Source organism: Nostoc sp. CCY 9925 (assembly GCF_963920935.1).
Lineage (GTDB): Bacteria > Cyanobacteriota > Cyanobacteriia > Cyanobacteriales > Nostocaceae > Nostoc.
This window is the reverse complement of sequence record NZ_CAWUDO010000103.1, coordinates 1-25,085: the sequence shown is the minus strand read 5'-3', so window position 1 is coordinate 25,085 and position 25,085 is coordinate 1. Positions and strand designations below refer to the sequence as shown.

General features: G+C 42.2%; 21 protein-coding genes, 1 pseudogene and 1 riboswitch. Of the genes and pseudogenes, 10 read left to right on the top strand and 12 right to left on the bottom strand.

Annotated features, from left to right (window positions below; translation table 11 throughout):
- Window positions 1-165: 165 nt before the first annotated feature.
- Window positions 166-750, top strand: coding sequence for a nucleotidyltransferase family protein (locus ACM0OY_RS32805; protein ID WP_414572946.1), 585 nt, complete (start codon window positions 166-168; stop codon window positions 748-750).
- Window positions 751-941: 191 nt separating this feature from the next.
- Complete coding sequence (locus tag ACM0OY_RS32800) at window positions 942-1,385, top strand: hypothetical protein (RefSeq protein ID WP_414572945.1); 444 nt, start codon at window positions 942-944, stop codon at window positions 1,383-1,385.
- A 67-nt stretch (window positions 1,386-1,452) separates the two neighbouring features.
- Here ACM0OY_RS32800 and ACM0OY_RS32795 read toward each other — a convergent pair whose 3' ends face one another.
- Complete coding sequence (locus ACM0OY_RS32795; protein WP_414572944.1) at window positions 1,453-3,399, bottom strand: amino acid transporter; 1,947 nt, start codon at window positions 3,397-3,399, stop codon at window positions 1,453-1,455.
- Between the two features lie 346 nt (window positions 3,400-3,745).
- Between ACM0OY_RS32795 and ACM0OY_RS32790 the strand changes: the two genes are divergently transcribed.
- From ACM0OY_RS32790 to ACM0OY_RS32770, 5 genes are all read left to right on the top strand, one after another.
- Complete coding sequence (locus tag ACM0OY_RS32790; protein WP_414572943.1) at window positions 3,746-4,063, top strand: DUF433 domain-containing protein; 318 nt, start codon at window positions 3,746-3,748, stop codon at window positions 4,061-4,063.
- Between the two features lie 275 nt (window positions 4,064-4,338).
- Entirely contained in the window at window positions 4,339-4,479 is a 141-nt protein-coding gene (locus tag ACM0OY_RS32785) for a hypothetical protein (RefSeq protein WP_414572942.1), read from the top strand.
- Window positions 4,480-5,086: 607 nt separating this feature from the next.
- Entirely contained in the window at window positions 5,087-6,100 is a 1,014-nt protein-coding gene (locus tag ACM0OY_RS32780) for an alpha/beta hydrolase (protein ID WP_414572941.1), read from the top strand.
- Between the two features lie 416 nt (window positions 6,101-6,516).
- Window positions 6,517-6,613, top strand: a riboswitch (TPP riboswitch).
- A gap of 6 nt (window positions 6,614-6,619) precedes the next feature.
- Window positions 6,620-7,993 (top strand): phosphomethylpyrimidine synthase, encoded by a 1,374-nt coding sequence (thiC, locus tag ACM0OY_RS32775; RefSeq protein WP_414572940.1) that lies wholly within the window; start codon window positions 6,620-6,622, stop codon window positions 7,991-7,993.
- A gap of 77 nt (window positions 7,994-8,070) precedes the next feature.
- Window positions 8,071-8,709 carry a chloramphenicol phosphotransferase CPT family protein gene (locus ACM0OY_RS32770; RefSeq protein WP_414572939.1) on the top strand — a complete coding sequence of 213 codons (639 nt, stop codon included), beginning with the start codon at window positions 8,071-8,073 and terminating at the stop codon, window positions 8,707-8,709.
- Between the two features lie 42 nt (window positions 8,710-8,751).
- Here the strand turns inward: ACM0OY_RS32770 and ACM0OY_RS32765 are convergent, their stop codons facing one another.
- The gene (locus tag ACM0OY_RS32765) at window positions 8,752-10,740 is read right to left on the bottom strand and encodes a S8 family serine peptidase (protein ID WP_414572938.1); all 1,989 of its coding nucleotides are present in this window, start codon (window positions 10,738-10,740) and stop codon (window positions 8,752-8,754) included.
- Between the two features lie 363 nt (window positions 10,741-11,103).
- On the opposite strand from ACM0OY_RS32765, the gene ACM0OY_RS32760 reads away from it, so the two are divergent.
- The 3 genes from ACM0OY_RS32760 (at window position 11,104) to ACM0OY_RS32750 (ending at window position 14,979) form a co-directional block, all read left to right on the top strand.
- Complete coding sequence (locus ACM0OY_RS32760) at window positions 11,104-11,667, top strand: hypothetical protein (protein WP_414572937.1); 564 nt, start codon at window positions 11,104-11,106, stop codon at window positions 11,665-11,667.
- Between the two features lie 578 nt (window positions 11,668-12,245).
- Entirely contained in the window at window positions 12,246-13,973 is a 1,728-nt protein-coding gene (locus tag ACM0OY_RS32755; protein WP_414572936.1) for an asparagine synthetase B family protein, read from the top strand.
- A 121-nt stretch (window positions 13,974-14,094) separates the two neighbouring features.
- Window positions 14,095-14,979: a DUF4351 domain-containing protein gene (locus ACM0OY_RS32750; RefSeq protein WP_414572935.1), complete on the top strand. Its 885-nt coding sequence runs from the start codon at window positions 14,095-14,097 to the stop codon at window positions 14,977-14,979.
- Between the two features lie 64 nt (window positions 14,980-15,043).
- Here ACM0OY_RS32750 and ACM0OY_RS32745 read toward each other — a convergent pair whose 3' ends face one another.
- The 10 genes and pseudogenes from ACM0OY_RS32745 to ACM0OY_RS32700 form a co-directional block, all read right to left on the bottom strand.
- The gene (locus ACM0OY_RS32745; RefSeq protein WP_414572934.1) at window positions 15,044-15,847 is read right to left on the bottom strand and encodes a phosphate ABC transporter ATP-binding protein; all 804 of its coding nucleotides are present in this window, start codon (window positions 15,845-15,847) and stop codon (window positions 15,044-15,046) included.
- Complete coding sequence (pstA, locus tag ACM0OY_RS32740; RefSeq protein WP_414572933.1) at window positions 15,844-16,686, bottom strand: phosphate ABC transporter permease PstA; 843 nt, start codon at window positions 16,684-16,686, stop codon at window positions 15,844-15,846. The genes ACM0OY_RS32745 and pstA overlap by 4 nt, the downstream gene beginning before the upstream one ends.
- A complete protein-coding gene (gene pstC / locus ACM0OY_RS32735) occupies window positions 16,679-17,557 on the bottom strand; it encodes a phosphate ABC transporter permease subunit PstC (RefSeq protein ID WP_414572932.1) in 879 nt (292 codons plus the stop codon). The genes pstA and pstC overlap by 8 nt, the downstream gene beginning before the upstream one ends.
- On the bottom strand, window positions 17,514-18,368 hold the full coding sequence (locus ACM0OY_RS32730) for a phosphate ABC transporter substrate-binding protein (RefSeq protein ID WP_414572931.1): 855 nt from the start codon (window positions 18,366-18,368) through the stop codon (window positions 17,514-17,516). The genes pstC and ACM0OY_RS32730 overlap by 44 nt, the downstream gene beginning before the upstream one ends.
- A 21-nt stretch (window positions 18,369-18,389) precedes the next feature.
- Window positions 18,390-18,695, bottom strand: coding sequence for an ArsR/SmtB family transcription factor (locus ACM0OY_RS32725; protein ID WP_414572930.1), 306 nt, complete (start codon window positions 18,693-18,695; stop codon window positions 18,390-18,392).
- A 169-nt stretch (window positions 18,696-18,864) separates the two neighbouring features.
- Entirely contained in the window at window positions 18,865-20,166 is a 1,302-nt protein-coding gene (locus ACM0OY_RS32720) for a hypothetical protein (protein WP_414572929.1), read from the bottom strand.
- Window positions 20,167-20,195: 29 nt separating this feature from the next.
- The gene (locus ACM0OY_RS32715) at window positions 20,196-21,554 is read right to left on the bottom strand and encodes a diaminopimelate decarboxylase family protein (protein ID WP_414572928.1); all 1,359 of its coding nucleotides are present in this window, start codon (window positions 21,552-21,554) and stop codon (window positions 20,196-20,198) included.
- An 81-nt stretch (window positions 21,555-21,635) separates the two neighbouring features.
- A complete protein-coding gene (locus ACM0OY_RS32710) occupies window positions 21,636-23,468 on the bottom strand; it encodes an asparagine synthetase B family protein (protein WP_414572927.1) in 1,833 nt (610 codons plus the stop codon).
- 113 nt (window positions 23,469-23,581) lie between these two features.
- Window positions 23,582-24,205 (bottom strand): DUF3859 domain-containing protein, encoded by a 624-nt coding sequence (locus tag ACM0OY_RS32705; RefSeq protein ID WP_414572926.1) that lies wholly within the window; start codon window positions 24,203-24,205, stop codon window positions 23,582-23,584.
- Window positions 24,206-24,826: 621 nt separating this feature from the next.
- Window positions 24,827-25,030: pseudogene (locus ACM0OY_RS32700) on the bottom strand (hypothetical protein); the annotation flags it as partial.
- Window positions 25,031-25,085 lie beyond the last annotated feature (55 nt).

Genomic DNA, 25,085 nt, shown 5'->3' with positions numbered 1-25,085 from the left:
TCCTAGCTTCCATGCTTTCAAAATGTCCTAACCTGTGTGACTACGGCTATAAAATAGGAGTCTTATACCAATTCAAAATTCAAAATTAATAAAGCCAGACAAAACAAGGGTTTGGGAGTATGTATCTGCCGCATTCTTTTTTCAAATTGTTATTATATTTTATTTGTGAACTTTGCTATTGTCCTCGCAGCCGGAAAATCTACCCGCATGGGTACTTGTAAAACTTCACTACCTTGGGGTGCAGGTAAAACATTATTAACTTATCAACTAGAACAGTGGTTAAGTTTAGGTTTTATCCCTGTGGTAGTGCTAGGTTTACACAATAGTCAAAAACAAAAAGATTGTCCACCTGGAAGTTTAACTGTAATTAATCCTGATAGCAATGCAGGTAAAACAACCTCTCTTCTCACAGGATTACAACATGTTCCTCAAGACTTTGAAGTGTTGGCAATTTCCGCAGTTGACCAACCGAGAAAATTAGAGATTTACCAAACATTACTTGTCGCACACCAAGACAATTCAGCCTCGATTACTGCACCTACTTATCAAGGGAAAATGGGGCATCCATTGTTGTTTAATAATCAAATGCGATCGCACTTACAAAATATTCGAGAAGAAACTCTCGGTTTACGCCAAATTATCCAAGAATTTTATCCTATAATTTGCCAAGTAGAATTTAATCATTCCTCTGTATTATTAGATATTAACACGCCAGAAATTTATAAAAGTCAATTAGATAATTTGCAATGACAACAAAATATAGCATAAGTTTGAGATGTTCTCCTATCAACTTTAGGCTTAACTAAGTACCATTTCAATCTATTAAAAGAGCGAACTTTTTTAACAACTTATGATGATAGAACCTCTACCTGAGGATTGATTTGGCTCATGAGTCAGATGGAGTAAATATAAAGAACAAAAGCAAACGGACATTGTGTTCTATGAAACTGAATTATTTTACAAAAGGGCTTTCCACTGTCGGACGTTGGATAGCTACAACATTGTTTTGTGTATCAGCGATCGCTTTTATTTGGCATGGTGCATTTATTGTGAACACCTCAGCAATGGCGAATCCTGCAACAAACTTAATTGCATCTGTTGATGCTGATGATGCTAAAAGCAAAGCTCGTGAAGATGCTAGAAACACCAAGGGTTTCGTTCAAGATACACGAGACAAGCTAAAGGATGCAGCAAACAGCAATGCCAATAAAGTAGACGACGCAACAGATAACGGTAGCTTTGTTGGGCGCAAAGCACAAAGAGATGCAGCTCGAATCGAGAAAAGAGCAGACGAAGATGCAGCTCGTACACAGAAAGCAATAGACGATACCAAAAATGTTGTTGAACGCACTGTTGATAACATCAAGGATGCTTTTAGTAAATAGGCAATAGGGAACGGGCAATAGGCAATAAGAAAAGGTATTAGTTGCCTATTGCCTTTTCCCTCTTCCCTCATCCTCCAACGTGGACGCCAGGGCGCCTTTCGGGATCTTTTTCAGCGCGACGCAATACTTCACGGGTGAGGACAGCAATATCACCTTCACCAAATAGAATAAAACGCAGTAAGTATTGTATGGGGTTTCCCTCCACCCAGCCGAAGTAAGCATGGGGAATCTTACCTGTTTGATCACGAATATACAATAATAAAGCTGCGATCGCATTGGGTACTGCGGCACTGTGGGCACGCAGGATGCGGTAATCACCAACTTGTAGCCCTTCTACTTTAATCACATCGGCAAATTCCGAAGCATCTGACACCATAATTTCTAAAAAGAGAATTGGATCGTCATCTGGAATATGATTGTCCTCACGCACCTCTTTCTCTTTTAAAAAATACTCTAGGACATCACCTGTATTCAAGCGATTAGCAATTATTCGTATTGCCCCTTGGCTTTCTTCGGCAATGAACTCACGAGCATTATCATCAATTTCAATTCGCTCAGCTCGCAATTCAGTTGAACGCCAAACGCGAGAAATCAAGGAAGTGAAAATGATCGCACCGATAAAACATCCAGCAATCCGAATCCCTTCTGGTCTTTCGATGATATTAACAACAGTGGTGTACACAAACAACACTGTAATAATTCCAAAGACGAGGGTTGCGTGCTTTTGTCTGTGACGGTGAGCTGATAAGGTGACAGCAAAGGCGGCTGAGGTAATTAACACCAAGACACCAGTTGCGTAAGCCCCACCTTGAGCTTCTACATTTGCTCGGAAGATTATTGTGACAATAAAAGCGATCGCTGTATAGACTAAAACTAAAGGTCGGCTGACTCGTGCCCAATTTGGTGCCATGCCATAGCGTGGCAAGTAACGAGGCACAATATTTAATAACCCTGCCATAGCCGATGCACCAGCAAACCACAAAATGGAAATCGTGCTTAAATCGTAAATTGTGCCAAAGCTATTGCCTAAATAAAGATGTGCTAAATAAGCCAAGGCGCGTCCGTTGGCTTTGCCTCCCTGTGCAAATTCTGGCGGGGCAATCAGGAGAATCGTTATAAAACTGGTGGTGAGCAAAAAGAAGCTCATAATCACAGCAGCAGTAGTCAGCAGCTTGCGTGTATTCTGAATCCTGGCTCTGGGATACTGGGGAGTGTCGTTGCTGCTACCTTTGACAAGGGGCATAACCGTGACGCCAGTTTCAAAGCCTGACAATCCCAGTGCTAACTTAGGAAATACCAAAAGAGCTAAACCGATGAGTAGTAAAGGATTAGAATTGCGGGCAAATAAGGCAGTTTGCCAGTTAGCGATCGCTTCTGGATGAGTTAGAATCTGATACGCACCAACGCTAACCACAATAAAATTTAACAGCAGATAAACTCCCACCAAAAACACTGCAATGCCGATGGCTTCTTTGAAACCTCTCAAGAAAACTGCACCTAGTAGTGCAATTAATATTAAAGTAATAGCGATCGGCTGATCGTGAAGCCAATTTGCAGCTAAGGGATTTTCGATAATATGGGCTGTAGCATCAGCAGCCGACAGAGTAATGGTAATAATAAAGTCTGTTGCCACAAAGCCGAGTAGGCACAGCACAAGTAATTTGCCTTGCCACCAAGAGAGCAAACGTTCTAACATAGCGATCGACCCTTCGCCATGATTGCTTTCGGCAGCAATACGCCGATAAATGGGCAATGCGCCAAACAGCGTCAGCAAAACTAGAATCAGCGTCGCCACAGGAGAAAGAGCGCCAGCTGCCAGTGCTGCAATTCCAGGTTGATAGCCCAGAGTCGAGAAATAATCTACACCAGTCAGGCACATCACCTGCCACCAAGGATGCTGGCGATGCGATTCTTCCTTGGGGAAAGGCCCTTGCCGCTTTCGTCTATCTTCTTCCAGCAACCAGCGGATGAACTGTTTGCTGAGTCGTTTTGTTGAAACAATTGATTTAGCCATCAAATACGCTTGTGTTGCAGAAGTAAGTCAAACTGGCTCATTGAATCTTTGCTTTTCTCTGTGCGCTCTCTGTTTTGCAAGAGTGCTAAGTTAGAAGTTAAGAATTGGGAGTTAGAAGTTATTACTCTTCTCCTTATCTTGACACTGCCTAAAGGATTATTTGTCAACAATTTTACCTACGTTGACAAGGCTAACTCTATCATAAAATGTACCAGAAATTAACGACTCAGCTAAACACCTCAAATCTAGGTTATTGTCAATAATACAAACGCGATCGCCTGTATCTTAAGTAAGATAACCAGGATATTTTAGATAATTAAGAATATAACTCTTACTAAAAAATATCATGTTAATCCCTATCATCAAAGAACACATCGAAATTACTCCTAGGGTCTGTGGAGGTCAGCCCAGGATTGCAGGACATCGCATTAGAGTTCAGGATATTGTTATCTGGCACGAACAGATGGGAATGTCACCTGATGAAATTCTTTATCATCATCCTAGTATTAGCCTAGCTGATGTTTATGCAGCCTTAGCCTATTATCACGAACGCCAAGAAGAAATTCGGCAACAAATTGCAGTTGATGAAGAATTTGCTCGCCAACTCCAAGACCAAAATCCATCGCTGTTGCAACAAAAACTAAAGAAGCAGCAGCATGGTTAATATTAATTTGGGAAATAATAGATTCTCAAAAAATGCACAATCATTTAGAGTTTTTATAAAAGCAGGCGATCGCTCTATTATCTCTACCTGCTTAAAAAACCTGGAAAAATGTAAGTCAAAAAGATTTGTGCAACGCACCTTATGAATAGAATACGATCGCACTATAGGACTAGTATTTGATTTATGAAAAAATCTAAGTAACGCACCAGAATATTCGGATGGTGCGTTAGCCTACGGCATAACACACCCTACTGAAATATTTTCAGAAATCAAATATGATTCCTATTATTAGCTTAATAGATTATTCCATCTCAGTTATGCTTGGCGATCGCCTCTACACTGATGCGCCATACTTAGTATATGTAGGGTGTGTTACGGCTTCCGTAACGCACCAGAATATTCGGATGGTGCGTTAGCCTACGGCATAACACACCCTACTGAAATATTTTCAGAAATCAAATATGATTCCTATATTAGCTTAATAGATTATTGCATCTCAGTTATGCTTGGCGATCGCCTCTACACTGATGCGCCATACTTAGTTATTTCATCAAAAACATAAATTACAGTCAAATTCAATAAGTAAAATACTTAATTGCTTTCTCGTTTTCTGGAAATGCTTTCTCAAATAACAGTTTGCTTGCTCATTTTAGTGTTTTCCTGAAGTAAAAGTAACTTTTGCTTTCTCAAACCCCAATTTGCTTTCTCATTTAGGTGTTTTCCTCAAGGAAAATCAGCTTTTGCTTTCTCATTTTAGTGTTTTTCTGAAGTGAAAGTCACTTTTGCTTTTTCATTTAAGTGTTTTCCCTAAGTAAAATCAGCTTTTGCTTTTTCATTTGCGTAAATTGTCTACTAATTTAAGCACTAACACACTCAAAACAACCATCCTCTTTAAACTCGTGAGTGCTAGATTATCGCAAATAACCAAGACTTTCATTTACCTTGCTATGATGAACATTTGACCAGACTTTTGAATTTCTGCGCTGGTTGTGTTGTTTACAAAAGCTTGTGGTTTAGCGATAAATGAAAATTGGCATTCAAAAAACAGCAGAAATCTTGGAGCAAGTTCACCAATTAGAATCGACAGTGGGTCTCAAAAATGAAGCCTGTCGTTCTAAATTTTTGATTCAGCCTGAATTCACATCGAAAGTTTTTTTGTTTTTGCATGGTTTTACAGCAGGCCCTTACCAGTTTGAGCCACTTGGTAAAGCCTTATTTAACAAAGGATATAACGTTTTAATTCCTTTACAACCCGGTCATGGGCGCTCAGGCAACTTCAGCCGTCAAAATCCTCCACCACTACCAACAGATATTCAGATATATCAACAATTTCTCCTCGAATGGTTGCAGATTGCAAAAACATTAGGAGAACAAGTTGTAATTGGTGGATTATCATCAGGTGGGACTTTAGCCGCTTGGTTAGGTTTAGAGCATCCCCTGGAGATTGACCGGACTTTATTATTCACCCCTTTTTTGGGTAGCCGTTACTCACTATTTGATCGCCTGATCGAAATCCTACCAATTTACTTTGAATGGTTCAACAAAGACGCACCTGGCAATTTTGGTTACAAAGGTTTTTGTCTCAAGGCATTACGGATATTTCTTGAATTAGGAGAGGAGGTTTTAGAAAAGGCTCAAAGCTGTGTTTGTGCTCCTAGTTTAATGGTATGTAGTGAGGCGGATACTGCTGTTAGTCGCTCCAAACAACAGGATTTTTTCCGAAGGGTAGTTAAGCAGCAACCAAAATCCTGGTATTACTGTTTTGATGATTCGCTTCACATTGAACACCGAATGATGACAAAAATAGAAGATAATGATTACGAAGAATTAGTAATTACCCTTGCTAAAGCATTTGTTGAGAGCGATTTGACCTGGCTAGAGTTTGAGCAAATGGCCAAGCGGGTAGCCCAAGGACAAGCCTATGACGAAATCATGCGAGAATTAAACCTCGATAGTCAAGTTTCTCAACAGCTATCTGCAATGATGACTCAAGGTTTTGGCTGTGAGGATCTTAAGTGCATCAATCCATATTTGTAATGGATTAGGACTTACGCAAAAACTCTCTGAAACTCTTATTTCTTTGTGTTCTTTGTGTCCTTTGTGGTAGCCTGCGGCAAGCCGCTCCGCGTCTACGTTTTTTCATAATTTTGCGTAAGTCCTGTGGATAATGAAGCAGAAAACAGGCAATGAGCAATGGGCAACAGGCTTAAAAGCTAAAATCCAAAATTGTAAGTAAGTGGACATAATAAAATACAAAAGTTTAAAACCTCGATAAAAACTGGCTTTTCCCTTCTGCCTGGTCACTGAGTTTAGCCTGAGCGTAGCCGAAGGGGGTAGTCCTTCGCGCAGCGTCTCGTAGAGAAGTGCTGCCTTATACCTCCTGTCTTCTACATTATCACCTCAGGAATTGTTAACGCTTTTGCTCGCAAGCATACCCAAGGTGCTACAATCAACAACCATGCTAGGGGTGCCTACATAATCGGGCTGAGATCACACCCTTAACACCTGAGTCTGGGTAATACCAGCGGAGGGAAGCTGTTTATCGAGGAATTCAATATGCGAACAGAATGGGTTGCTAAGCGGCGTGGGCAGAGTAATGTCTCTCAAATGCATTATGCACGCCAAGGTGTTATCACCGAAGAAATGCACTACGTTGCCCAACGGGAAAATCTCCCAGCTGACCTCATTCGTGAGGAAGTAGCACGGGGACGAATGATTATCCCGGCTAATATTAATCACACTAACCTAGAGCCAATGGCTATTGGCATCGCCTCCAAATGTAAGGTAAATGCTAATATCGGCGCTTCTCCCAACTCTTCTAATCTTCAAGAAGAAGTGGATAAGCTGAATCTGGCGGTGAAGTACGGTGCTGATACTGTAATGGATTTGTCTACGGGTGGCGGTAATTTGGATGAAATCCGCACCGCCATTATCAAGGCTTCGCCAGTTCCCATTGGTACAGTGCCAGTTTATCAAGCTTTAGAAAGTGTCCACGGCACAATTGAAAAGCTGACTGCTGATGACTTTCTCCACATCATTGAAAAACACGCCCAGCAAGGGGTAGATTACCAAACCATTCACGCCGGGATTTTGATTGAACATTTGCCCTTGGTGAGAGACCGTATCACTGGTATTGTTTCTCGCGGTGGCGGTATTCTGGCACGGTGGATGCTACATCACCACAAACAAAACCCCCTTTATACCCACTTCCGGGACATTATTGAGATTTTCAAAAGATACGATGTCTCTTTCAGTTTAGGAGATTCCCTGCGTCCTGGCTGCACCCATGATGCCTCAGATGCAGCACAATTGGCTGAATTGAAAACCTTGGGACAGCTAACTCGCAAAGCTTGGGAAGATGATGTACAGGTGATGGTGGAAGGGCCTGGACATGTGCCAATGGATCAAATTGAGTTCAACGTCCGCAAGCAAATGGAAGAGTGTTCTGAAGCACCTTTCTATGTGTTGGGGCCATTGGTAACAGACATTGCTCCTGGCTACGATCATATTACTTCAGCGATCGGGGCAGCGATGGCAGGGTGGTACGGTACAGCAATGTTGTGCTATGTAACGCCTAAAGAACATTTGGGGTTACCAAATGCTGAAGATGTGCGAAATGGGTTGATTGCCTACAAAATCGCAGCCCACGCAGCGGATATTGCTAGACATCGCCCTGGTGCAAGAGATAGAGACGATGAACTTTCCCAAGCCCGTTACAACTTCGATTGGAACCGTCAGTTTGAATTAGCACTCGACCCGGAAAGAGCTAAGGAATATCATGATGAAACTCTGCCAGCAGACATTTATAAAACTGCTGAGTTTTGTTCCATGTGCGGCCCCAAGTTCTGCCCAATGCAAACTAAAGTTGATGCTGATGCGCTGACGGAATTAGAGAAGTTTTTGGCGAAAGAGGCTGTAACCCAAAGTTAATTGACGCCGCGATGCAAACAATGTAGAGACGTAGCACTGCTACGCCTCTACAAGAAAAGGATACGAGGAGCGATCGCGTGGAACACACACAGGAGCTAGGACAGATTATCATCTTGAATGGTACGCCGCGATCGGGGAAGTCAAGCATTGTCGAAGCGATTCAGGAAACGTTTGATGGCGTATGGATGAACTTGGGCGTCGATAGGTTTATGCAAATGACTCCTGCACGATACCTGCCTGGTATCGGTCTGCGGCCAGGGGGAGAACGCCAAGACATCGAATTCCTGGTTCCCATTCTTTACAGCGCCATGTATGAATCCATCGCCGCCCACAGCCGCTTAGGACTGAATGTTGTGGTTGATGTCGGACACCATGACGCATACGCAATGAAACGGGGCATTCTAATCGATAGCGCTCGGCGTTTAAACGGATTGCCAGTCTTGTTTGTAGGCGTTCGTTGCCCGATTGAGATAATTATGGAAAGACGACAAAACACGGGGTGGAACGTGGGAAGTACAGCGGACTCCCCAGTGCCAGGTCCGGTTGAGTTATGGCAACGTGAAGTCCACATCCCTGGCATCTATGACCTTGAAGTCGATACCTCGTTGTTAAGTCCGGGTGCGTGTGCTGAGGTTATACGCCAGCAGCTGGCAAATAATCCAGCACCATCGGCATTCCAACAATTAGAAGACGCGATGAATCGCGTCTCTACATGAGGGTTTTGGGCTTAGAATTATCTTTAACTCAAGGGTATTGGCTTAAAATCCAATTTCTATGGTGAAGCTGCGAATCTTTCCTGTATCTAGGTTAGCTTTATCTGCTACTTCTAGCGTCCAGGTTCCTTGGGGACTTTTACCTTTAAAGGCAGCAAGTTTAGGGGTGTTCACTTCGTCATAGGTTGTTTTAATGTTATCTGAAGAACCACCCAGGCGATCGTGGAGAATTATCGGAGATACACCTGTTGACGCTGGGGGGTTGAGAGTAACTACGAGGTCAGCAATGTAAGTATGCTCGATGTCTACAGTAACTTTGATGGATTTTACCAGGTTGGTATTAGCGATCGCCAATGATAATTTTGATGTTTGCAAGTCGCCAATTGGTACATCTTGCACTGCTTGGAATATGCCCAGGGGTAATTCTTGATTTGGCTTGGCCAATTCCACAGCCTTGAAAGCATTGATTCGACCGTAACCGTAGAAGGTACTGCGACCGTTAGCATCATATCTACCTCCGGCTGGATCGATGCGATCGCAGGAACGTTTAATGATATCTCGCACTTCGTCCCAACGCAGATTTGGGTTTCTGGCAATGATTAAGGCAGCTACACCAGCTGCACCCGGACAAGCGCTAGAAGTTCCACCAAATTCATTTGTGTAGTGGCCTGGGGTATCACCCAAATTCAGATTACCAGGGTTATAGCCAACTGCACCAGAGCGATCGGTTGTCCAAATTCCAGAAGTTTGAGATCTGTCACCATTGTTGCTAGGGAAGGCGCACCACACAGCTTGACCAAAGTCGCTATAAGCGCTTCTTGTGCCGAAGTCGTTACAAGCTGCCACAGCAATCACATTTTGGTAGCTGGCGTAGCCATCGTTATCTACGCTTTCGTTACCATTACCAGCAGCGAACAAAATTACACAGCCTTTGCCGTTACGTCCTTTATTAATTGCAAAATCGATGGCTAGTCTTGTAGAGTCAGGTAGAGGCACTTTTTGGTTGTGTACAGGATCGTTTGGCTCAAACCAAACACCGTCTGCGGGACCCCAGCTACAAGATATGACATCAGCACCGTTTTGAGCCGCCCAAACAAAGGCATCGGCTTCGTTCTGCGATCCCAGCGCCGAAGCTAAACGAATTGGCATCAGTTTTGCTCCGGGCGCGACACCAGATGCACCAAAGTTACCGTTTGCACAAGCTACTCCGGCACAGGCTGTACCGTGATTATCATCGTTTCCTGGCCTGGGATCGTTAGTTTTACGTGTGACATCACGCGGAGCAACAATTTTTTCAGAGGAACGGAATTCTTCATGATCGAGATCCACGCCGTCGTCAATAATTGCAATAGTCGCTCCTGTGCCATCGGTCAATTTCCAAGCTGCTTCAACGTTGGCATGGGCGTTGATAACTTTACCATTAATTGTTGTTTGCTTGAGATGCCACTGCTGAGGGAAAGCCTGACGTGGGCGTAATTCACGCACTAGTTCGGGATGACACAACTCAACTGATTGCTCATTGAGAAGTCTCTCGGCAATGTCAAAGATGGCTAAACCAGTATTGGCAGGTGCGCTGACAAAATAAGCATTGCGGGCATACTCAAGTTTGCGTTTGATTGTTAAGTTGTAACGTCCTAAAACTTCCTCACACGCTGCTGAATCTTGGCGATTATCGAATTTAACGAAGAGGTTTTCGGTATAGATTACAGGTTCTTGGGATCTGGGATCGACGAGAACACGTCCCGCGAATTCAACTTTAGGTTCTTCATTGAGAATTGCCCTGGCGCGATCGCGCAGAGCTAACGCCTGAGTCGGAACTTTCGCACGCAGAATTTCTACACCCGCTTGTCGAAACCGCGCTGTTAACTCGAATTGATTAAGGATGCTACGAGCTGCCACAGACACAGGCGCGACTTCAAACGGTCTTTGACCGAGCAAAGGGCTACGGTTTTCGGTACGAACTACAATGTGTTCATCACTAATAGCAAGTTCATAACGTTGACCATTTTCACCACCATAGCGAACTTGAACCATAATTAAATCTCCTATATTGGTTGTGGGGCATGGGAAGAGGCTGGGGGGCAGGGGGCAAGGGGGAGGATGAAGAATTACTTCTTTCCCCTCTGCTCCCTGCCCCCTGCCTTTCCATCTCCCTGATCAATTTTCATGTGTTATATCTGGATTAGGGCAGAGAAAAGATATAGCTTAAACAGAATTTAATCTCTCTAACTTCATACAAGTCTTGAATTCTTCTTTCCAGAAAAGAAGGGATTGAAAGTCAGGTTAATTTACGAATCTTCACTATTAGTGGACATCTACATTATTTGTAGAGTTCTACGAAAGATTTGTATTTCATGCCACTAAAAAACGCTATAACATCATTAGAACTTCAGAAAGATGATTTATTTTCCAGCTGAGTATTTTCTGACGATATATTCTCTACCCCCGATTGCTGAAGTGAGATTCCAAAAAGATTACTTTTCTGAGTATCCCCAACAAATTCGTGTTGGCAGCGATGGCTCTGCTGTATCCTACACTCGCCAGCCTGGGTACTATGCAATACATTACAACCAACCCAGTACTGTGGCTCCAGGAGCAATTGTACAACTCAACGAAGGAGCGATCGCTATTTTTCCTGGTGAACCCAATCAATCACAAAAAAATACATTGAGTCCGATTTATACACTAGAACCCAATGGTTCCCCTGCTGTACCAACTGGATTGGTTTTTATTCGTTTTGCTAAAGGCGTTGATGTCGAATCTCAGCACGAAGCCATCAATCGATCGGGTTACAAGGTAGAGCAAAGTCTTGACTATGCACCTAACGCAGCTTGGTTGCGTTCCCAATCAGGTAATATTGTCGATGCGATCGCTGGAATTTCTCGGTTGGAAGCAATACCAAATGTTGAGAATGTCGAACTTCAAATGCTGATGGAAAGAAGTTTGAAGCTGGGGGGGTAAGAGACTGGGGAAGAATAGCTAATAACAAATTACCAATAACTAATGACAAAAGGTATTTTATGACTAGTAATTTGCTGAAAAATACAGACAATTCACTATCAAAAGTTAGCTATTCAGTATTAGTTGAAGCCAAAGAAGGGGCTATTTAGGATTGCGGCAAGGATTACAATTTTTTAACATAATTCAAATACTTGATTTTGATGAAAAAGCTATAAATTGTTACACAGAACTAAAACGGCAAAAAGTTCGTATTGGTACTCAAGATTTACGAATAGCGTCAATTGCAATTGTTATTAATGGAATTTTGGTAACGCGGAATCAGCGTGATTTTTCTCCTGACTTTTCACGTCATGTGGAAAAGCTAACGCAAAACCTAACCCCCCAGCCCCCTTCCCTACTAGGGAAGGGGGAGAAATCAAAGCCTCTCTCCTTGCAGGGGAGAGGAATGGAAGCGGGGTTTTCCAGATACCGTGAAAAGTCAGGATTTTTCCCGCGTACTTGGGTTGCAGTTTGAAGATTGGACGCTGGAAAATTAGTGCATAGTTTACCGCCGTAGGCATCGCACATAAATTATTAATATGCTATTCAATATATTCAAAAATTATAAATCTACTATTTCATCTATAGAAATTCCCTCTAGTTGGCATGTTGTTTGGGGAACATTGAATAATCTAACAGCAGATGTAGTCTGGCGAGATAACAAGTTTGCTGTAATTTCTGCATTAACTACAGAACAATTTGCACTCAGTTATACAGAACAATTCGTAGTGGTTGGCGATGTGTGGTTAAGTAATCGGCTAGAGTTGCTGCAAAAATTGAAAGTTGATGCAAAAAGTTTTTCTACAAACAATTGTCAATTGATTGCTGAACTTTGGGAAAAGTTTGGTTGTGAATGTCTGAAATTGTTGGAGGGGACGTTTGGGTTAGTAGTTTGGGATCGTCAACAGCAAGTATTATGGCTGGGACGCGATCGCATTGGTAGCCGGACTCTGTATTACACTACTGCTGGTGCAATTCGCGCCATCGCGCCAAAAATGCGATCGCTTACATTGTATCGTTCAACCGATGTCGATTTGGTAGCGTTGCGGGATTACCTCTGCTGCGCCTTTGTACCCGGAGAACGCACACTTTGGGAACAAGTGCGAGAAGTGCGTCCGGGAACTGTTATCGAAATGCCTGCAAACAAAGTTTATCCTTACTGGGAATTGCAACAGCAGATAACAGGGGAGAATGAATCTTTAGTATGGCATGGCGATCGCTTGCGTTCTCTGCTAAATCAAATTGTTCAAGAATATTTACCGCAAAATGCACCTGTTGGTGTTTTCCTTTCTGGCGGTTTGGACTCTAGCAGCATCACCGCTTTAGCAGCAAAGTTTCATCATTCACCAGTGCATACTTACTCAATTCATTTTGGCGCCCAATGTCCCAATGAATTAGAGTTTTCGAGTTTGGTAGCCGAACATTGTCAAACTCAACACCACATTCTCGAAATTACTTTTAAAGATATGTGGGAACAGCTACCAGAAACAATGGTGTATCTCGACGATCCGATTGGCGATCCGCTGACAGTACCAAATTTTCTATTAGGAAAAATGGCGCGAGAACATGTGCAAGTTATCCTCAATGGTGAAGGTGGCGACCCATGTTTTGGCGGCCCGAAAAATCAACCGATGTTAATTAATAGTTTATATGGCTCAATCAATAATCAAGATTCATTGCAAGCATATTTAATTGCTTTTCAAAAATGTGCATTAGACTTGCCGCAACTTTTTAAACCAGAAGTTTGGACAGCAGTCAAAACAGAACCATCTGTATTTTCGCCTGATTTAAATTCTGATGCTAGTTACTTAAATCGATTAATGGCACTGAATATTAAATTTAAGGGAGCCGACCAAATTTTGACAAAAGTAAATAACTTAACTCAAGCAGCAGATTTACATGGGCGATCGCCACTTTTTGACCAGCGAGTTGTTGACTTGAGTATGCAAATTCCACCAGAATATAAACTTTCAGGAGTAGAAGAAAAAGCAGTACTCAAACAAGCCGTTGCTGATATTTTACCAGAAGCAATTATTCATCGTCCCAAAAGTGGGATGATGGTACCTGTACAGTTGGGATTTCGGAAGTATTGGCAACGGGAAGCGAGGAAATTATTGTTAGACAAAAAAAGTGCGATCGCGCCTTACTTCAATCAGTCATTACTAAATAACTGGCTAGATTATAAAGGTGATATTTGGGGACGTTATGGTGTTAAGCTTTGGTTATTGGTAAGTTTAGAGATTTGGTTGCAGGTAAATAAAAAGTAGACTTTCGGTAAGTAGATGGGCGTAAATGAATATAATATGTTGTGTCATTGCTTCGCTTCGCTCGCAATGACATCTTATATTTAATCATACCTACCTACTTATTACCAGAAAATGAGATTAGATGACTAGATTTATTCATGACCAATTTGCTAAAGATTATTTGGAAGAATTACTCAAACCTTATGGGCAGGTGCAAGGTTCTAGTCGTGTGGCGGGAGAAGTTCGAGAAATCGATATTTTATTTTCTCCTCTGGCAAAACAAAGCAGTCAATTAGAAACACTAGGATTATTAGGAAGATTTGCAGCTACAGCAGCTATTTTTGAACCATTCCGTAACGCTGCATCCAAAGAAGAAATTTGTGATTGTCTGTTGAAATTATTAGAAGTAAGGGGTGCATTACAACGCCAAGCAAATCGCAATAAAACTCCCATTCTAGAATTAGAACTTCCCAAATTATGGATACTGACTCCAACAGCATCCACACCACTGCTGTCAGGATTTGGTGCAAGTCAAAAACCAGACTGGATGCCTGGAATACATTTTATAGCAGAGTATTTGCGGACAGCGATCGTTGCTATTCACCAGTTACCGATTACCCAAGAAACTCTGTGGTTGAGAATTCTCGGTAGAGGAACAGTACAAAAACAAGCAATAGATGAATTAGAAGCACTACCATCAAATCATCCATTTCGCAAAGCAACGCTAGAATTACTTTATAACTTGCGGCAAAACTTGCGAGTTAATCAAAATTTAGAAGAAGGCGATCGGGAATTAATTATGCGGTTACAACCACTTTATCAACAAGACCGGGAACAAGCTATACAACAAAGCGAACAGCGTTTAATTATACGTCAACTAAATCGGCGTCTTGGTGAGATTAATTCATCTAATATTGAGCGAGTTCAAAGATTATCTATTGAACAATTGGAAGAGTTAGGAGAGGCGTTGTTAGATTTTTCAGCTATTTCTGATTTAGAAACTTGGTTAAATCAACAAATTGAATAAATAGGAGAGGCTACAGTAATCAACCTTGATTTTTGAACTTATTTGTGTAGATACGGACTAAAGACTAACCGCGAATACCATTCACATAGGCAGCCGTCAAATCGTGCTGCGGTGAAGTAAAAATTTGTTCGACTGTACCATACTCAACTAATCTTCCCACTTCTGCTTGTACCCAAAACAGGGCAGCGTAATCGCCGATGCGTCTAGCTTGTGCGAGGTTGTGGGTGACAATTACCACTGTGTAACGTCCTCGCAAACTAGCAATTAAATCTTCAACTACGCCGCTAGAAATCGGATCTAGGGCGCTACAGGGTTCATCAAATAATAAAACTTCTGGTTGCAGAACTAAAGCACGGGCAATACACAAACGCTGCTTTTGTCCGCCAGATAAAGATAAGGCAGAGGTATGAAGTCGATCCTTGACTTCGTTCCACAGTCCGACATCTTGAAGCGTGGTTTCAATCAGCCAATCAAGTTTTTCGCGGTTTTTAATGCCATGTTCTTGTAGGGGAAATGCTAAATTCTTCCAAATTGAGAAGGGGAAAGGATTGGGCTTTTGAAAGATTGTACCCACGCGCCGACGTAAGGGGATTGCATCTATCCGATGATTGAGAATTTCTAAACCATCTAAGCGAATGCTTCCCGTAACTTTGGTATGAGGGATTAAATCAGTTAAGCGATTGAGACAACTTAAAAAACTGGTTTTGCCACAGCCAGAAGGCCCCACTAGTGCAGTAATCTTACCTGCCTGAATGAAGATGGTTACGTCTGTAAAAGCAGCTTTTTTCCCGTAATATAAACTCAGTCGCTCGGTTTGCATTGAAGGCAGAGATAACCGAGAATTTTGTGTAAGTTGCGATTTTCTCATGAAGATATAATCCTCCTAGCTAACCAAAATTGGGCTGTCCACGTTGCTATACCATTTATCAGCAACAATAGAATCAACAACACCAAGGCAGAGGCGTAGGCGTTAGTATCCCCGCCAGCCACATTCATTGATAAATCGAAAATATGAACCGATAGCGATCGCCCCGAATCTAGTAATGACTCTGGCATTCGATCTACATAACCACTGGTAAAAATCAGTGCAGCTGTCTCGGCGATCGCTCTACCAATTCCCAGCACCAAACCCACAACTAACCCCGGTGTCGCTGCTGGTAATAGCAGTTTTCCTAATGTGCTGGTGCGTGATAATCCCAAAGCAGCAGCCCCTAATCGATAATCAGCCGAAACAGCCTGAATTCCTGCTTCTGTGGAACGAATCAGGATTGGCAACACCATACAAGCCAAAGTCAACCCACCAGACAAAATCGAAAAGCCCAATCCCAACTTAATCGAGAAAAAGGCATTGCCAAACAAGCCAAAAACAATAGATGGGACTCCCGCCAACACATCCAAACTGCGACGCACTAAACGCCCAAATACGCTTTCAGTGGTTGTAAACTCGGCTAACAGTACCGCAGTACCAACACCAAGGGGGAGAGAAACCGCCATACAAACCCCCAATATCAGGCAAGTAGAAATCAAAATCGGCGCAATTCCCCCCTCGCGCCCCGCATTTTGAGGTTCAGTTGTCAAAAATTCCCAGGAAAGTTGCCCTACACCATGCCAGATGATATCGCCTAAAATCCAGCAGAAAACGCTGGTGATAAATAAAGCGATCGCCCAAAGGATAAGGGTAGGTAGTGGCAGGGATTTTTTACCCATAAATGTTTCTCCGGCCGATAGCTTCGGCAACGGCTACTAAGATGGCGATCGCTACCATCAGCAACAAGCCACTGACAAACAGTGCTGAACGGTGATTTCCTGTGGCATAAGCCATTTCTAAAGCAATATTGGCGGTGAGGGTACGAACGGGATCGAATAAGCTTGTGGGTGTTTTTACGACATTGCCACAAACCATCAACACTGCCATCGTTTCCCCAATGGCGCGTCCTGTTCCTAAAATCAAACCAGTAAATATACCAGATTTTGCAGCAACTAAAACAACATTTCTAATTGTTGCCCAGCGAGAAATTCCCAAGGCTGCTGCACCTTGTAGATACTCAGTTGGGACTTCAGAAAAACTGGCTTGTGCTGTTAAGGCGATCGTTGGCAGAATCATTAATGTCAAAATAGCAATTCCCGCTAGTAGACTAGCTCCTGGTGGTTGGAGTTTGCCAATCAGTGGCACGAGGACGACTAAACCCCAGAACCCGTAAACTACAGAAGGAATGCCTGCAAGTAACTCAATTAACTGCCGATAAAATCCCCCAAGCACAGGAGGAGCATAATACTGACAAAATATTGCTGAGCCAATTCCTAAAGGTGCAGCCAACAGCACAGAACCGAGTGTCACCAGCAGACTTCCCCACAGCATCGGCATCAGGTTATAGAATCCTTGAACTGGATGCCAAGACGGATCGTTGACAAAACGCAACCATCCTACCTGTCGCAGTATCGGCAATGCTTCGAGTAGTAAGAATACGGTAATTAAGACAACAATAATACCTGTTATTAGAGCCAATAACCGTAATATCCACAAAAGAACGATATCACTTTGAGACGGGGACAAAATCTTGTTTTTTAACAATGTCATAGACTTGTGGCGACTGTGCAAACTCGATAAATGCTTTATCTAAACCTTGCGGCTGGGTTTTAGTAACCAAATTCAAGGGACGGGAAAGCGGAAACGTGCCATTCTTGACATTCTCTGTAGTAGCCGCGATTCCATTCAGGGGCAATAACTTGATAGGATCGCCGTTGTTGATACTAAATTCAGCAGTACCAATTGATACATAACCAATGGCGTTAGGATTACCTGCTACTGTCTTAATGCCCTGCTGATTGTCCCCAATGACAACCGATGATTTGATATCGCTATTCTTAAGTTTGAAGTAAGCAAGAAACAATTCGAGGGTAGAACGTCCCTCGGCTTTATTGACAACCGTAATCGGTGCATTTTTGCCGCTAACTTGTTGCCAGTTGTTAATCTTACCCGTGTAGATATCGATAACTTGTTGATTTAACAGGGATTTTACGGGATTTTCTTTATGCACAATAATACCAATGCCGTCGCGGGCGATCGCAAAAGCTTGTAAGTCTTTTTCTTCGTCTTTGAGACTACGAGATGCCATCCCAATATTGGCAACGCCTGTACGCGCATCAGCTATACCGCGAGATGAACCTCCTGTTTGCACATCCACTCGCACGTTAGGATGCTGTGATTCAAATTGCTTACCAATTTCTGCTGCCAAGGGTGCTACTGTACTAGAGCCGGTTAAAACTAACTTTCCCTGTAATTGATTGGTTGGTTGAGTAGCTGTTTTTGAAGGTTGCGTACAAGATGCTAGTCCCAAGCAAATTGTGAAACCGACAGTAATAAATGCTGGGGTTTTGAGTCTTTTCATTGAAAAATTGCGTCTAAATTTTTATTCAAAAGAGAGCAGACAACAGCCTAAATCAATTGCTTTACCAGTGTTGCCCTGTCGAATTGTCGGTACAAAATGATAAAGCACTGCCTTGCCATCTCGTGTCGCCTCCACAAAACCTGCTTCCCGCAAAATTTTTAAATGGTGGGATAACAAACTCTGCTCTAGCTTCAAGACAGCATTCAGTTCTCCGACGTGTTTCGGGCCTTCCATGAGAATTTTCAGCACAGATAGACGTGTCGTATCTGCTAAAACTTTGAGTTGACTGGCGCAAAAGTCTGGAGACGATACATTTTTAGAGTTCATCATTCACCCTTGGTATGGCTTGAATGATTATTGATATGAAAAATTTTTCAAGTCTTCCAGAGCATACCATAATTTCCGGCGATCGCGGTTAGAGTTAAAAATCTTCATCACCAAATCAATCGCAGAGTAAAAGGCAGCCTCCGGCTGTTAAAAGGGCAAGGTTAACCTATTAACCAAAACTTTGAACGACGTACATATCATTTCCTGTATCGCCTGCTAAAAACAAGCCACTATCATCACTTTCGATATTTTGATTACCAGCAATACCCTTTTGCAAAATTTGAATTAGTTTTTGAGGAGTGAAAGATTCCAATTCTACAAACTTTCCAGATTCTAAAAATTCTATTTCCTCAGCAGATAAATTTTGACGAATTTCTCCTGTTAATTTTTTAGCTGCTTGTGCCGATTCTGGAGAATATTGAATAAACATTCTCCCCTTAGCAGCAATAATTTGACGTGGTGTTATTCCGATGTCAATAATTGCAATATTGTTATCTTGGAACCATTTAGGGCTAGTGCGTAGATGGTGAACTAAACTGATTCCTTGGGGACTGCAATCATGGAGTGCATAGACTTTCAAATCGGGATTGCGACGTAGCATTTGCATCATAGTTTCAAAAATACCTTGAGGATAACCAGTGATGCTGAGAATTGCACAGTTATTTTCAAAATGAAAATTATTAGCGATTAAGAGTTGAGCAATGGTGGCGCGATCGCAAACGACTAACCTATCAAAACTGTAAGCAGTAACATCAGGATTAAATGTAGTGAGAGTATTGTCTTCGCGTGGTGAAGGAAGGATTTTGATAATTAAACCATTAATTTGTCGCCACCGATTTACCCAATTTTCAAACTCGTTTTGAGAAAATAAGAATTCCTGTGTTGATAGTCCGGGGTTTTGTAGTTGTTGAGTTCCCAAGTATATTGACACCATTCCCATGATGACGCTCAAGGTAAATGCATAGAAGGAAGTTATCACCAATATGCTGGCAGAAATTCCTCCACCAAGAATGATAATTCCGATAATTTGTAAAACTCTGGCATTGGCTCTACGGATTTTGGGGTTAAGTTTCTGAGAATCACTATTCTGAAAAATATTAAAAATATAAAATGAATTAAAAATAAACAGTGCCAAGGCAACTATTTCTTGATTCCCACTAGTGAAATTAGCCAACCCGAAACCTATCACCAGACTCCAGAATAAATATACAAATAACGAACTAAATACTGAAGCGAATGACTTACTTCCAAGACGCAAATTTAAAAAATAGAATAATTGCTTTGGTGTAAAAAATAAGCTGTTATTCCCAGAAATCTCGGATAAAACTTTTGCGAACATCGGGTCTGTAATCTTAGCTTTTCCCATACTCGTCGGTTCAAAAGCAAACGGATGATTGCATTTTACACACCGACCTTTATTAGCTGTCCGGTCTTTTAATTTATTATCAGTTCCACATTTAATACACTTCATAATTTTTTTTCGATGTTAGTAGTAAATTGTTAGTTATCCAACACCTGATTTGCCAGCAGAACATTGTAATCTTCCCGTTGGCGAATTAGGCGATGTCTGTCATTTTCTAACAAAACTTCCGCAGGTTTAGGGCGGTGTAAAAAGTGAGATGACATAGCATAGCCATAAGCACCCACATCTAAAATGGCAATAACATCACCAATTTCTAATGCTGGGAGTTGGCAATTTTTCCCTAGATAATCTCTGGAGTAAGTTGTGTTACCACAAACATCAGTTGTAAATAGGGAGTGGGGAGTAGGGAGACAAGGGGACAAGGGGACAAGGGGACAAGGTGACAGGGGGACAACTTGCAATAAGTCTTTCTCCTTATTTCGCCATCCTGTTGTTTCCCCTTGTCCTGTTTTCCAAGTAACTATTTCTCGGTAGCCGCCGTGTACTGAAGGTACTGAAAGATTAGCAACGGTGGTATCAACTCCGAGAATTTGTTTGTCTTTTTGCCATTTTACAGAAACAACTTGAGCAAGCAAAGTTGCACATCCAGCGATCGCAGCTCGTCCCGGTTCAATTACTAAATCAATTTTCTTTCCTAAACGCCCAATTCTCTGGCTTAGCTCAGCCCCAAATATTTCCCAATCAAACCCTACTTTCTTGTGATGATAGGGATAGCCAAAGCCACCACCAAAATCGAGATATTCCCAATCTGGTAACAGTTGTGCTGTAGCAATTACCTGATCAATTACCTCGGTGAAAGCTGCTGTAGCATTAGTTCCCGTCCCCCGATAGAAGTGTAAACCACTCAACTTTAGTCCAACCTCACCAGTCAAAGCGATCGCCCCATCAAATTCCTCAGGACGCACACCAATGCGGCTATCTCCGGTAATTTCCGGCAAATTCAAACGTAAACCCAGGCGGGGAGGCAGGGGGGCAGGGGGGCAGAGAGGCAGAGGGGAAGTTGTACCGTCAGTTAAGATTTGGCAACACAACCGCAACTGATCCAGACTATCTAAATTGAGAGTTGTGACTCCCCAATTTAGAACCTGTATCATCTCTGCGCGGTTTAAATTGCTACCACTGTAGACAATTTCGCTGGGATGGAATCCTGCTTGTAAACCCAGATAAATATCTCCTGGCGTATTGGCGTGGAGTCCCCAGCGAGCAGAGCGAAAAATTTTTAACAGCGCAATGTTACCATTAGTGACGCTGGCAAAGCGAAATTGTGTACGAGGATAGCTGACAGCTTGAGTAATATACTCAATAGTTTGGCGTAAGCGATCGCCATCATAAACATAAAGTGGAGAACCGTAAGTACTTACTAAATCCTGCGCCTGTTCCCAACAAAACGGCGGACTAAGAGAAGTTTGAAAGTTATCAAATTTGTGACTCTCCATAATTTAAACTGAGTTGCTCCGTCTATCAATTACGAACTTGTACTGAGCGCAGTCGTTGGCGCAGCCTCTCGTAGAGAAGTATTACGAATTACGAATTATTTTGTAATTTTTCCATAGCCAACGGGGTAACCAAAACGGATGATTCCAAGATTGTTTGCTGAAGTTTTCATTTAAGAAGTGCGATCGCCAAAGTTGCCACATAATAAGTAACCAGAGAATCTCACCAATCCGACGACCTTGAATAGCTCCTGCCAATTTACCTTCGACAATTTGGGCGGCGATGTCTGGATAGAAATGATTATTAGCGCCCAGTATTTCTGGATTTAGCCAGACACCAATTTGATGCCAAAAATCATTTAGACACCAAGAAGTTAAAGGAACTCCCATACCACGCTTTTGTCGCCAGACAATTTCGGGCGGTAGCCAATTTTCTACAGCACGTTTGAGGATATATTTTTCACAGGCTCCCTGTAAGCAAAGTTCTCCAGACAAACCGAATGTCCACTGTGCTAAATCTAGATTACAAAAAGGCGATCGCACCCACAATCCATGAGCCAAGCCCAAAGCAGTAGCACGGGGATGGATATTCTGCGCTCCTTTGAGCATCAAACTAGCACGGCGGAGGCGATGCAGCAAAGATGGGCACTCAGTAGCATCGAGAGCTGCCAACAGCCAATCTTCAGGATGCAAATTCTGTATCTGAGCATAGATTTCTGGCTGATAAACTTGAGATTCGTATCCCCAAAGTCGGTGAAAAGTGCGGAGATATTGCTGGATAAAAGTTTCGTCTTTGGCTGGATTTTCTGACTGATAAACACCTGCGGCAATTAAAGGTTTATTCGTCCAACCAGCAAATAATTGATCTCCACCTTCCCCATTAAAAATGACGCGAGTTTCTTCGCTAGCCCTTTGAGATAGGAGATACAACGGCACACATACCCCATCTCCAAAAGGTAAATCCAATGCTTCCACCGTCGGAATGAAAGCATTTTTGATCTGATTTGGCGTCGCTGCTACTTTTACTAAAGGAATTTTCAGAAATTGGGCGACTTGTTCGGCGTAGGGATATTCAGGAATGCCTGCACTACCAAAATCCAAAGTGTAAGCGCGAACTTTTACCCCTGCTTGCACCAGCAGCGCCGCCACCACAGAAGAATCAAGTCCGCCAGAAAGAAATACCCCCACAGGTTCATCCTTTAAATCAGCAATTTGTTGCTCAATGGAATTTTTCAGGAGGATTTGTAATTCGCTAATTGCCGTAGCTTCATCTGTTAGCTGTTCTGGGGCTTGCCGCCAGGAATTGATATTTTGAGATTTAGGTGTTTGCAGGATACCTAAATTGCGATCGCTCTGCCAAATCAATTCAGTCCCTGCGGTCACTGCAAACACTCCAGTCACAGGAGTTAAAGGTGTCGGAACATAGGAAAAACAGCTATAGCCATATAAGCCAGGAATGCTAACATCTCGTTGTTGCAAAATCGGTAAGAGTAGTTGCAGTTGGGTTGCAAACCAGATTACTTGTCCTTGCACAGTCCAATACAAAGGCACTTTTCCGAAAGGTTCTCTGCCCAAAATTAGGCAATTATTTTCCTCCAGACTTACCCAAGCATCAGGCGAACTGAATATTCCTGACACCGAAACACCAGCAATTTGATTTTTTAACAGTGAATAATTTCTATCCAGTCCTATATAAACAACATTCCAAACAGGAAAAAGATAATTTTTTTGTTGAGAGAACTGACTTTTTATCTCATCTTTCAAAACCAGACCTAACCCATTCTCTGCTTGGTAAAAATTCAAAGCTTCTCCCCTTGGAGGAGAGAGGTTTTCCAAAACATTAGTTAATAGCGCTTGCAACTGATGTTGAACGCCGTAACCCCAATACCCAAGAAAATGATGTGGGATGTTGCCCATATTGGACTAGTACCGCAAGGCGGAATTCAAAATTCAAAATTCAAAATTCAAAATTAATACAACACCAGCGTTTCGTTGATTTAGAATGGGTGGTTTATTTACGCCGTGCTGTACTAGTTTACTTGAAAGGTTTCATCGCTAATTTGACGGCCTTCCAAAAACATTTGCACCTGCCATTTGCCAACCTTAGCAGCTGAATTAATCGTATGGCGACACTGAGTATTCCAAACAGAAGTATTAATTTCGCGGGTTTGATAGCTGTTTTGCTTGACAATTTGACCGTTCGGGTCAATCCAATTACAAGAGAGAGCCAGTTTTTTACCCAAAGGTGCATCCTTCAATATGACACGATAAAAAACTTCTGCATTGGCTTGGCGGGAAATTGTTTCTAAATTGCCACTATTACTTTTTGCCAAAGCGATCTGGTCTTGTTGAGCAGAAACACGAGCAAGTGCAGAATTATGTTGCTGCATCACGAATATTGTAGATGCACTCACTACCGCTAAGAGTGCCACCACTCCAGAGGTAATCCATCGATTCCGGCGTTGCTGCACTGAGAGTACTTGGCGACGACTCAACTGAATTAGTGCCTCATCTAGTAACTCTGGCGGTAAATTCATCTCCTGTAAAATTTCTTTAACCTGCTGTTGGTCTAATTCTGCTTCTCGACGCGTTTGCAGACTTTCGACTTCAGTGACTATTTGTGCTAATTCCTCTTGAGTCAGTCGCGGCGTCATAGCATAACTCCTGTTCAAAAAAGTTGATGGCGCTTGTTGATGATGTGCAATACGAAGAGTGTTTCGGAGAAGATACCCTACTGAATTGCAAAAAGTTACTATACATTCGGATGGATCGCATCATCAACTACAAGTTTAGTTAATTGCTTTTCGGATTTTTTACCAAAAATTTTGTCAAATCGGCCAGCCAGTCACCAGATTTTCGATGCTTTAGGATTACCCGATTAAAGCTGCTTTGTCGTGGGGATCACTGTTTTAATTATAATTAGGTGTTTTGGTGAATGCTAAAGTGCGATCGCTGCTGACAACGCAAAACCATAGCCAACGCACCTATTGTCATTAGACTTCTTGCAGAAGTGGGGAAAAGGGTAAGGGGTAAAGGGGAAAGCGGCTCATAAAAACCCTTTTCCCTTTAACCTTTTCCCTTTCCCCCCTCTTGCAAAAGTAACTTTTGCAAGAGGTCTATTAAACCCATTCCTGATTTAGCCTCCAGAAACTGATTCACTCCATCTGGAAACCCTTGACGGTAATATTAATTGTTTACTTTTTTAAGATTTTTGATAAAATTCGATAATTTTATTTATGAAATGTATCGAAAATATCCTAAAAATTCTTAAAACTTTAAACATCTTTATTCACACCAATAGCTAGTTCCTTTTTGCTATGTTTCAGTTGTTTCCAAAGCACCTTAATTTGCTCGTAAGCTTCTTCAGTAGATAATTTTCCACCTGTTTGTAGACAAGTGATATAAGTAATTTTTTGAGAAAATTCTTGCAGGTTAGCATTAAACACCAAATTCTCTGGCTGGAACTTACCATAATACCGACTAAGTAAGTCGGCGCGAAAAAACTAAACTATGTAAAGATAAGTAAATACTGAG

Excerpts from the sequence above, each read along its gene's own strand:
- ACM0OY_RS32800 (WP_414572945.1), top strand. The coding sequence starts at position 942 with ATGAAACTGAATTATTTTACAAAAGGGCTTTCCACTGTCGGACGTTGG.
- ACM0OY_RS32795 (WP_414572944.1), bottom strand. The coding sequence starts at position 3,399 with ATGGCTAAATCAATTGTTTCAACAAAACGACTCAGCAAACAGTTCATC.
- ACM0OY_RS32790 (WP_414572943.1), top strand. The coding sequence starts at position 3,746 with ATGTTAATCCCTATCATCAAAGAACACATCGAAATTACTCCTAGGGTC.
- ACM0OY_RS32785 (WP_414572942.1), top strand. The coding sequence starts at position 4,339 with ATGATTCCTATTATTAGCTTAATAGATTATTCCATCTCAGTTATGCTT.
- ACM0OY_RS32780 (WP_414572941.1), top strand. The coding sequence starts at position 5,087 with ATGAAAATTGGCATTCAAAAAACAGCAGAAATCTTGGAGCAAGTTCAC.
- thiC (WP_414572940.1), top strand. The coding sequence starts at position 6,620 with ATGCGAACAGAATGGGTTGCTAAGCGGCGTGGGCAGAGTAATGTCTCT.
- ACM0OY_RS32765 (WP_414572938.1), bottom strand. The coding sequence starts at position 10,740 with ATGGTTCAAGTTCGCTATGGTGGTGAAAATGGTCAACGTTATGAACTT.
- ACM0OY_RS32760 (WP_414572937.1), top strand. The coding sequence starts at position 11,104 with ATGATTTATTTTCCAGCTGAGTATTTTCTGACGATATATTCTCTACCC.
- ACM0OY_RS32755 (WP_414572936.1), top strand. The coding sequence starts at position 12,246 with ATGCTATTCAATATATTCAAAAATTATAAATCTACTATTTCATCTATA.
- ACM0OY_RS32750 (WP_414572935.1), top strand. The coding sequence starts at position 14,095 with ATGACTAGATTTATTCATGACCAATTTGCTAAAGATTATTTGGAAGAA.
- ACM0OY_RS32745 (WP_414572934.1), bottom strand. The coding sequence starts at position 15,847 with ATGAGAAAATCGCAACTTACACAAAATTCTCGGTTATCTCTGCCTTCA.
- pstA (WP_414572933.1), bottom strand. The coding sequence starts at position 16,686 with ATGGGTAAAAAATCCCTGCCACTACCTACCCTTATCCTTTGGGCGATC.
- pstC (WP_414572932.1), bottom strand. The coding sequence starts at position 17,557 with ATGACATTGTTAAAAAACAAGATTTTGTCCCCGTCTCAAAGTGATATC.
- ACM0OY_RS32730 (WP_414572931.1), bottom strand. The coding sequence starts at position 18,368 with ATGAAAAGACTCAAAACCCCAGCATTTATTACTGTCGGTTTCACAATT.
- ACM0OY_RS32725 (WP_414572930.1), bottom strand. The coding sequence starts at position 18,695 with ATGAACTCTAAAAATGTATCGTCTCCAGACTTTTGCGCCAGTCAACTC.
- ACM0OY_RS32720 (WP_414572929.1), bottom strand. The coding sequence starts at position 20,166 with ATGAAGTGTATTAAATGTGGAACTGATAATAAATTAAAAGACCGGACA.
- ACM0OY_RS32715 (WP_414572928.1), bottom strand. The coding sequence starts at position 21,554 with ATGGAGAGTCACAAATTTGATAACTTTCAAACTTCTCTTAGTCCGCCG.
- ACM0OY_RS32710 (WP_414572927.1), bottom strand. The coding sequence starts at position 23,468 with ATGGGCAACATCCCACATCATTTTCTTGGGTATTGGGGTTACGGCGTT.
- ACM0OY_RS32705 (WP_414572926.1), bottom strand. The coding sequence starts at position 24,205 with ATGACGCCGCGACTGACTCAAGAGGAATTAGCACAAATAGTCACTGAA.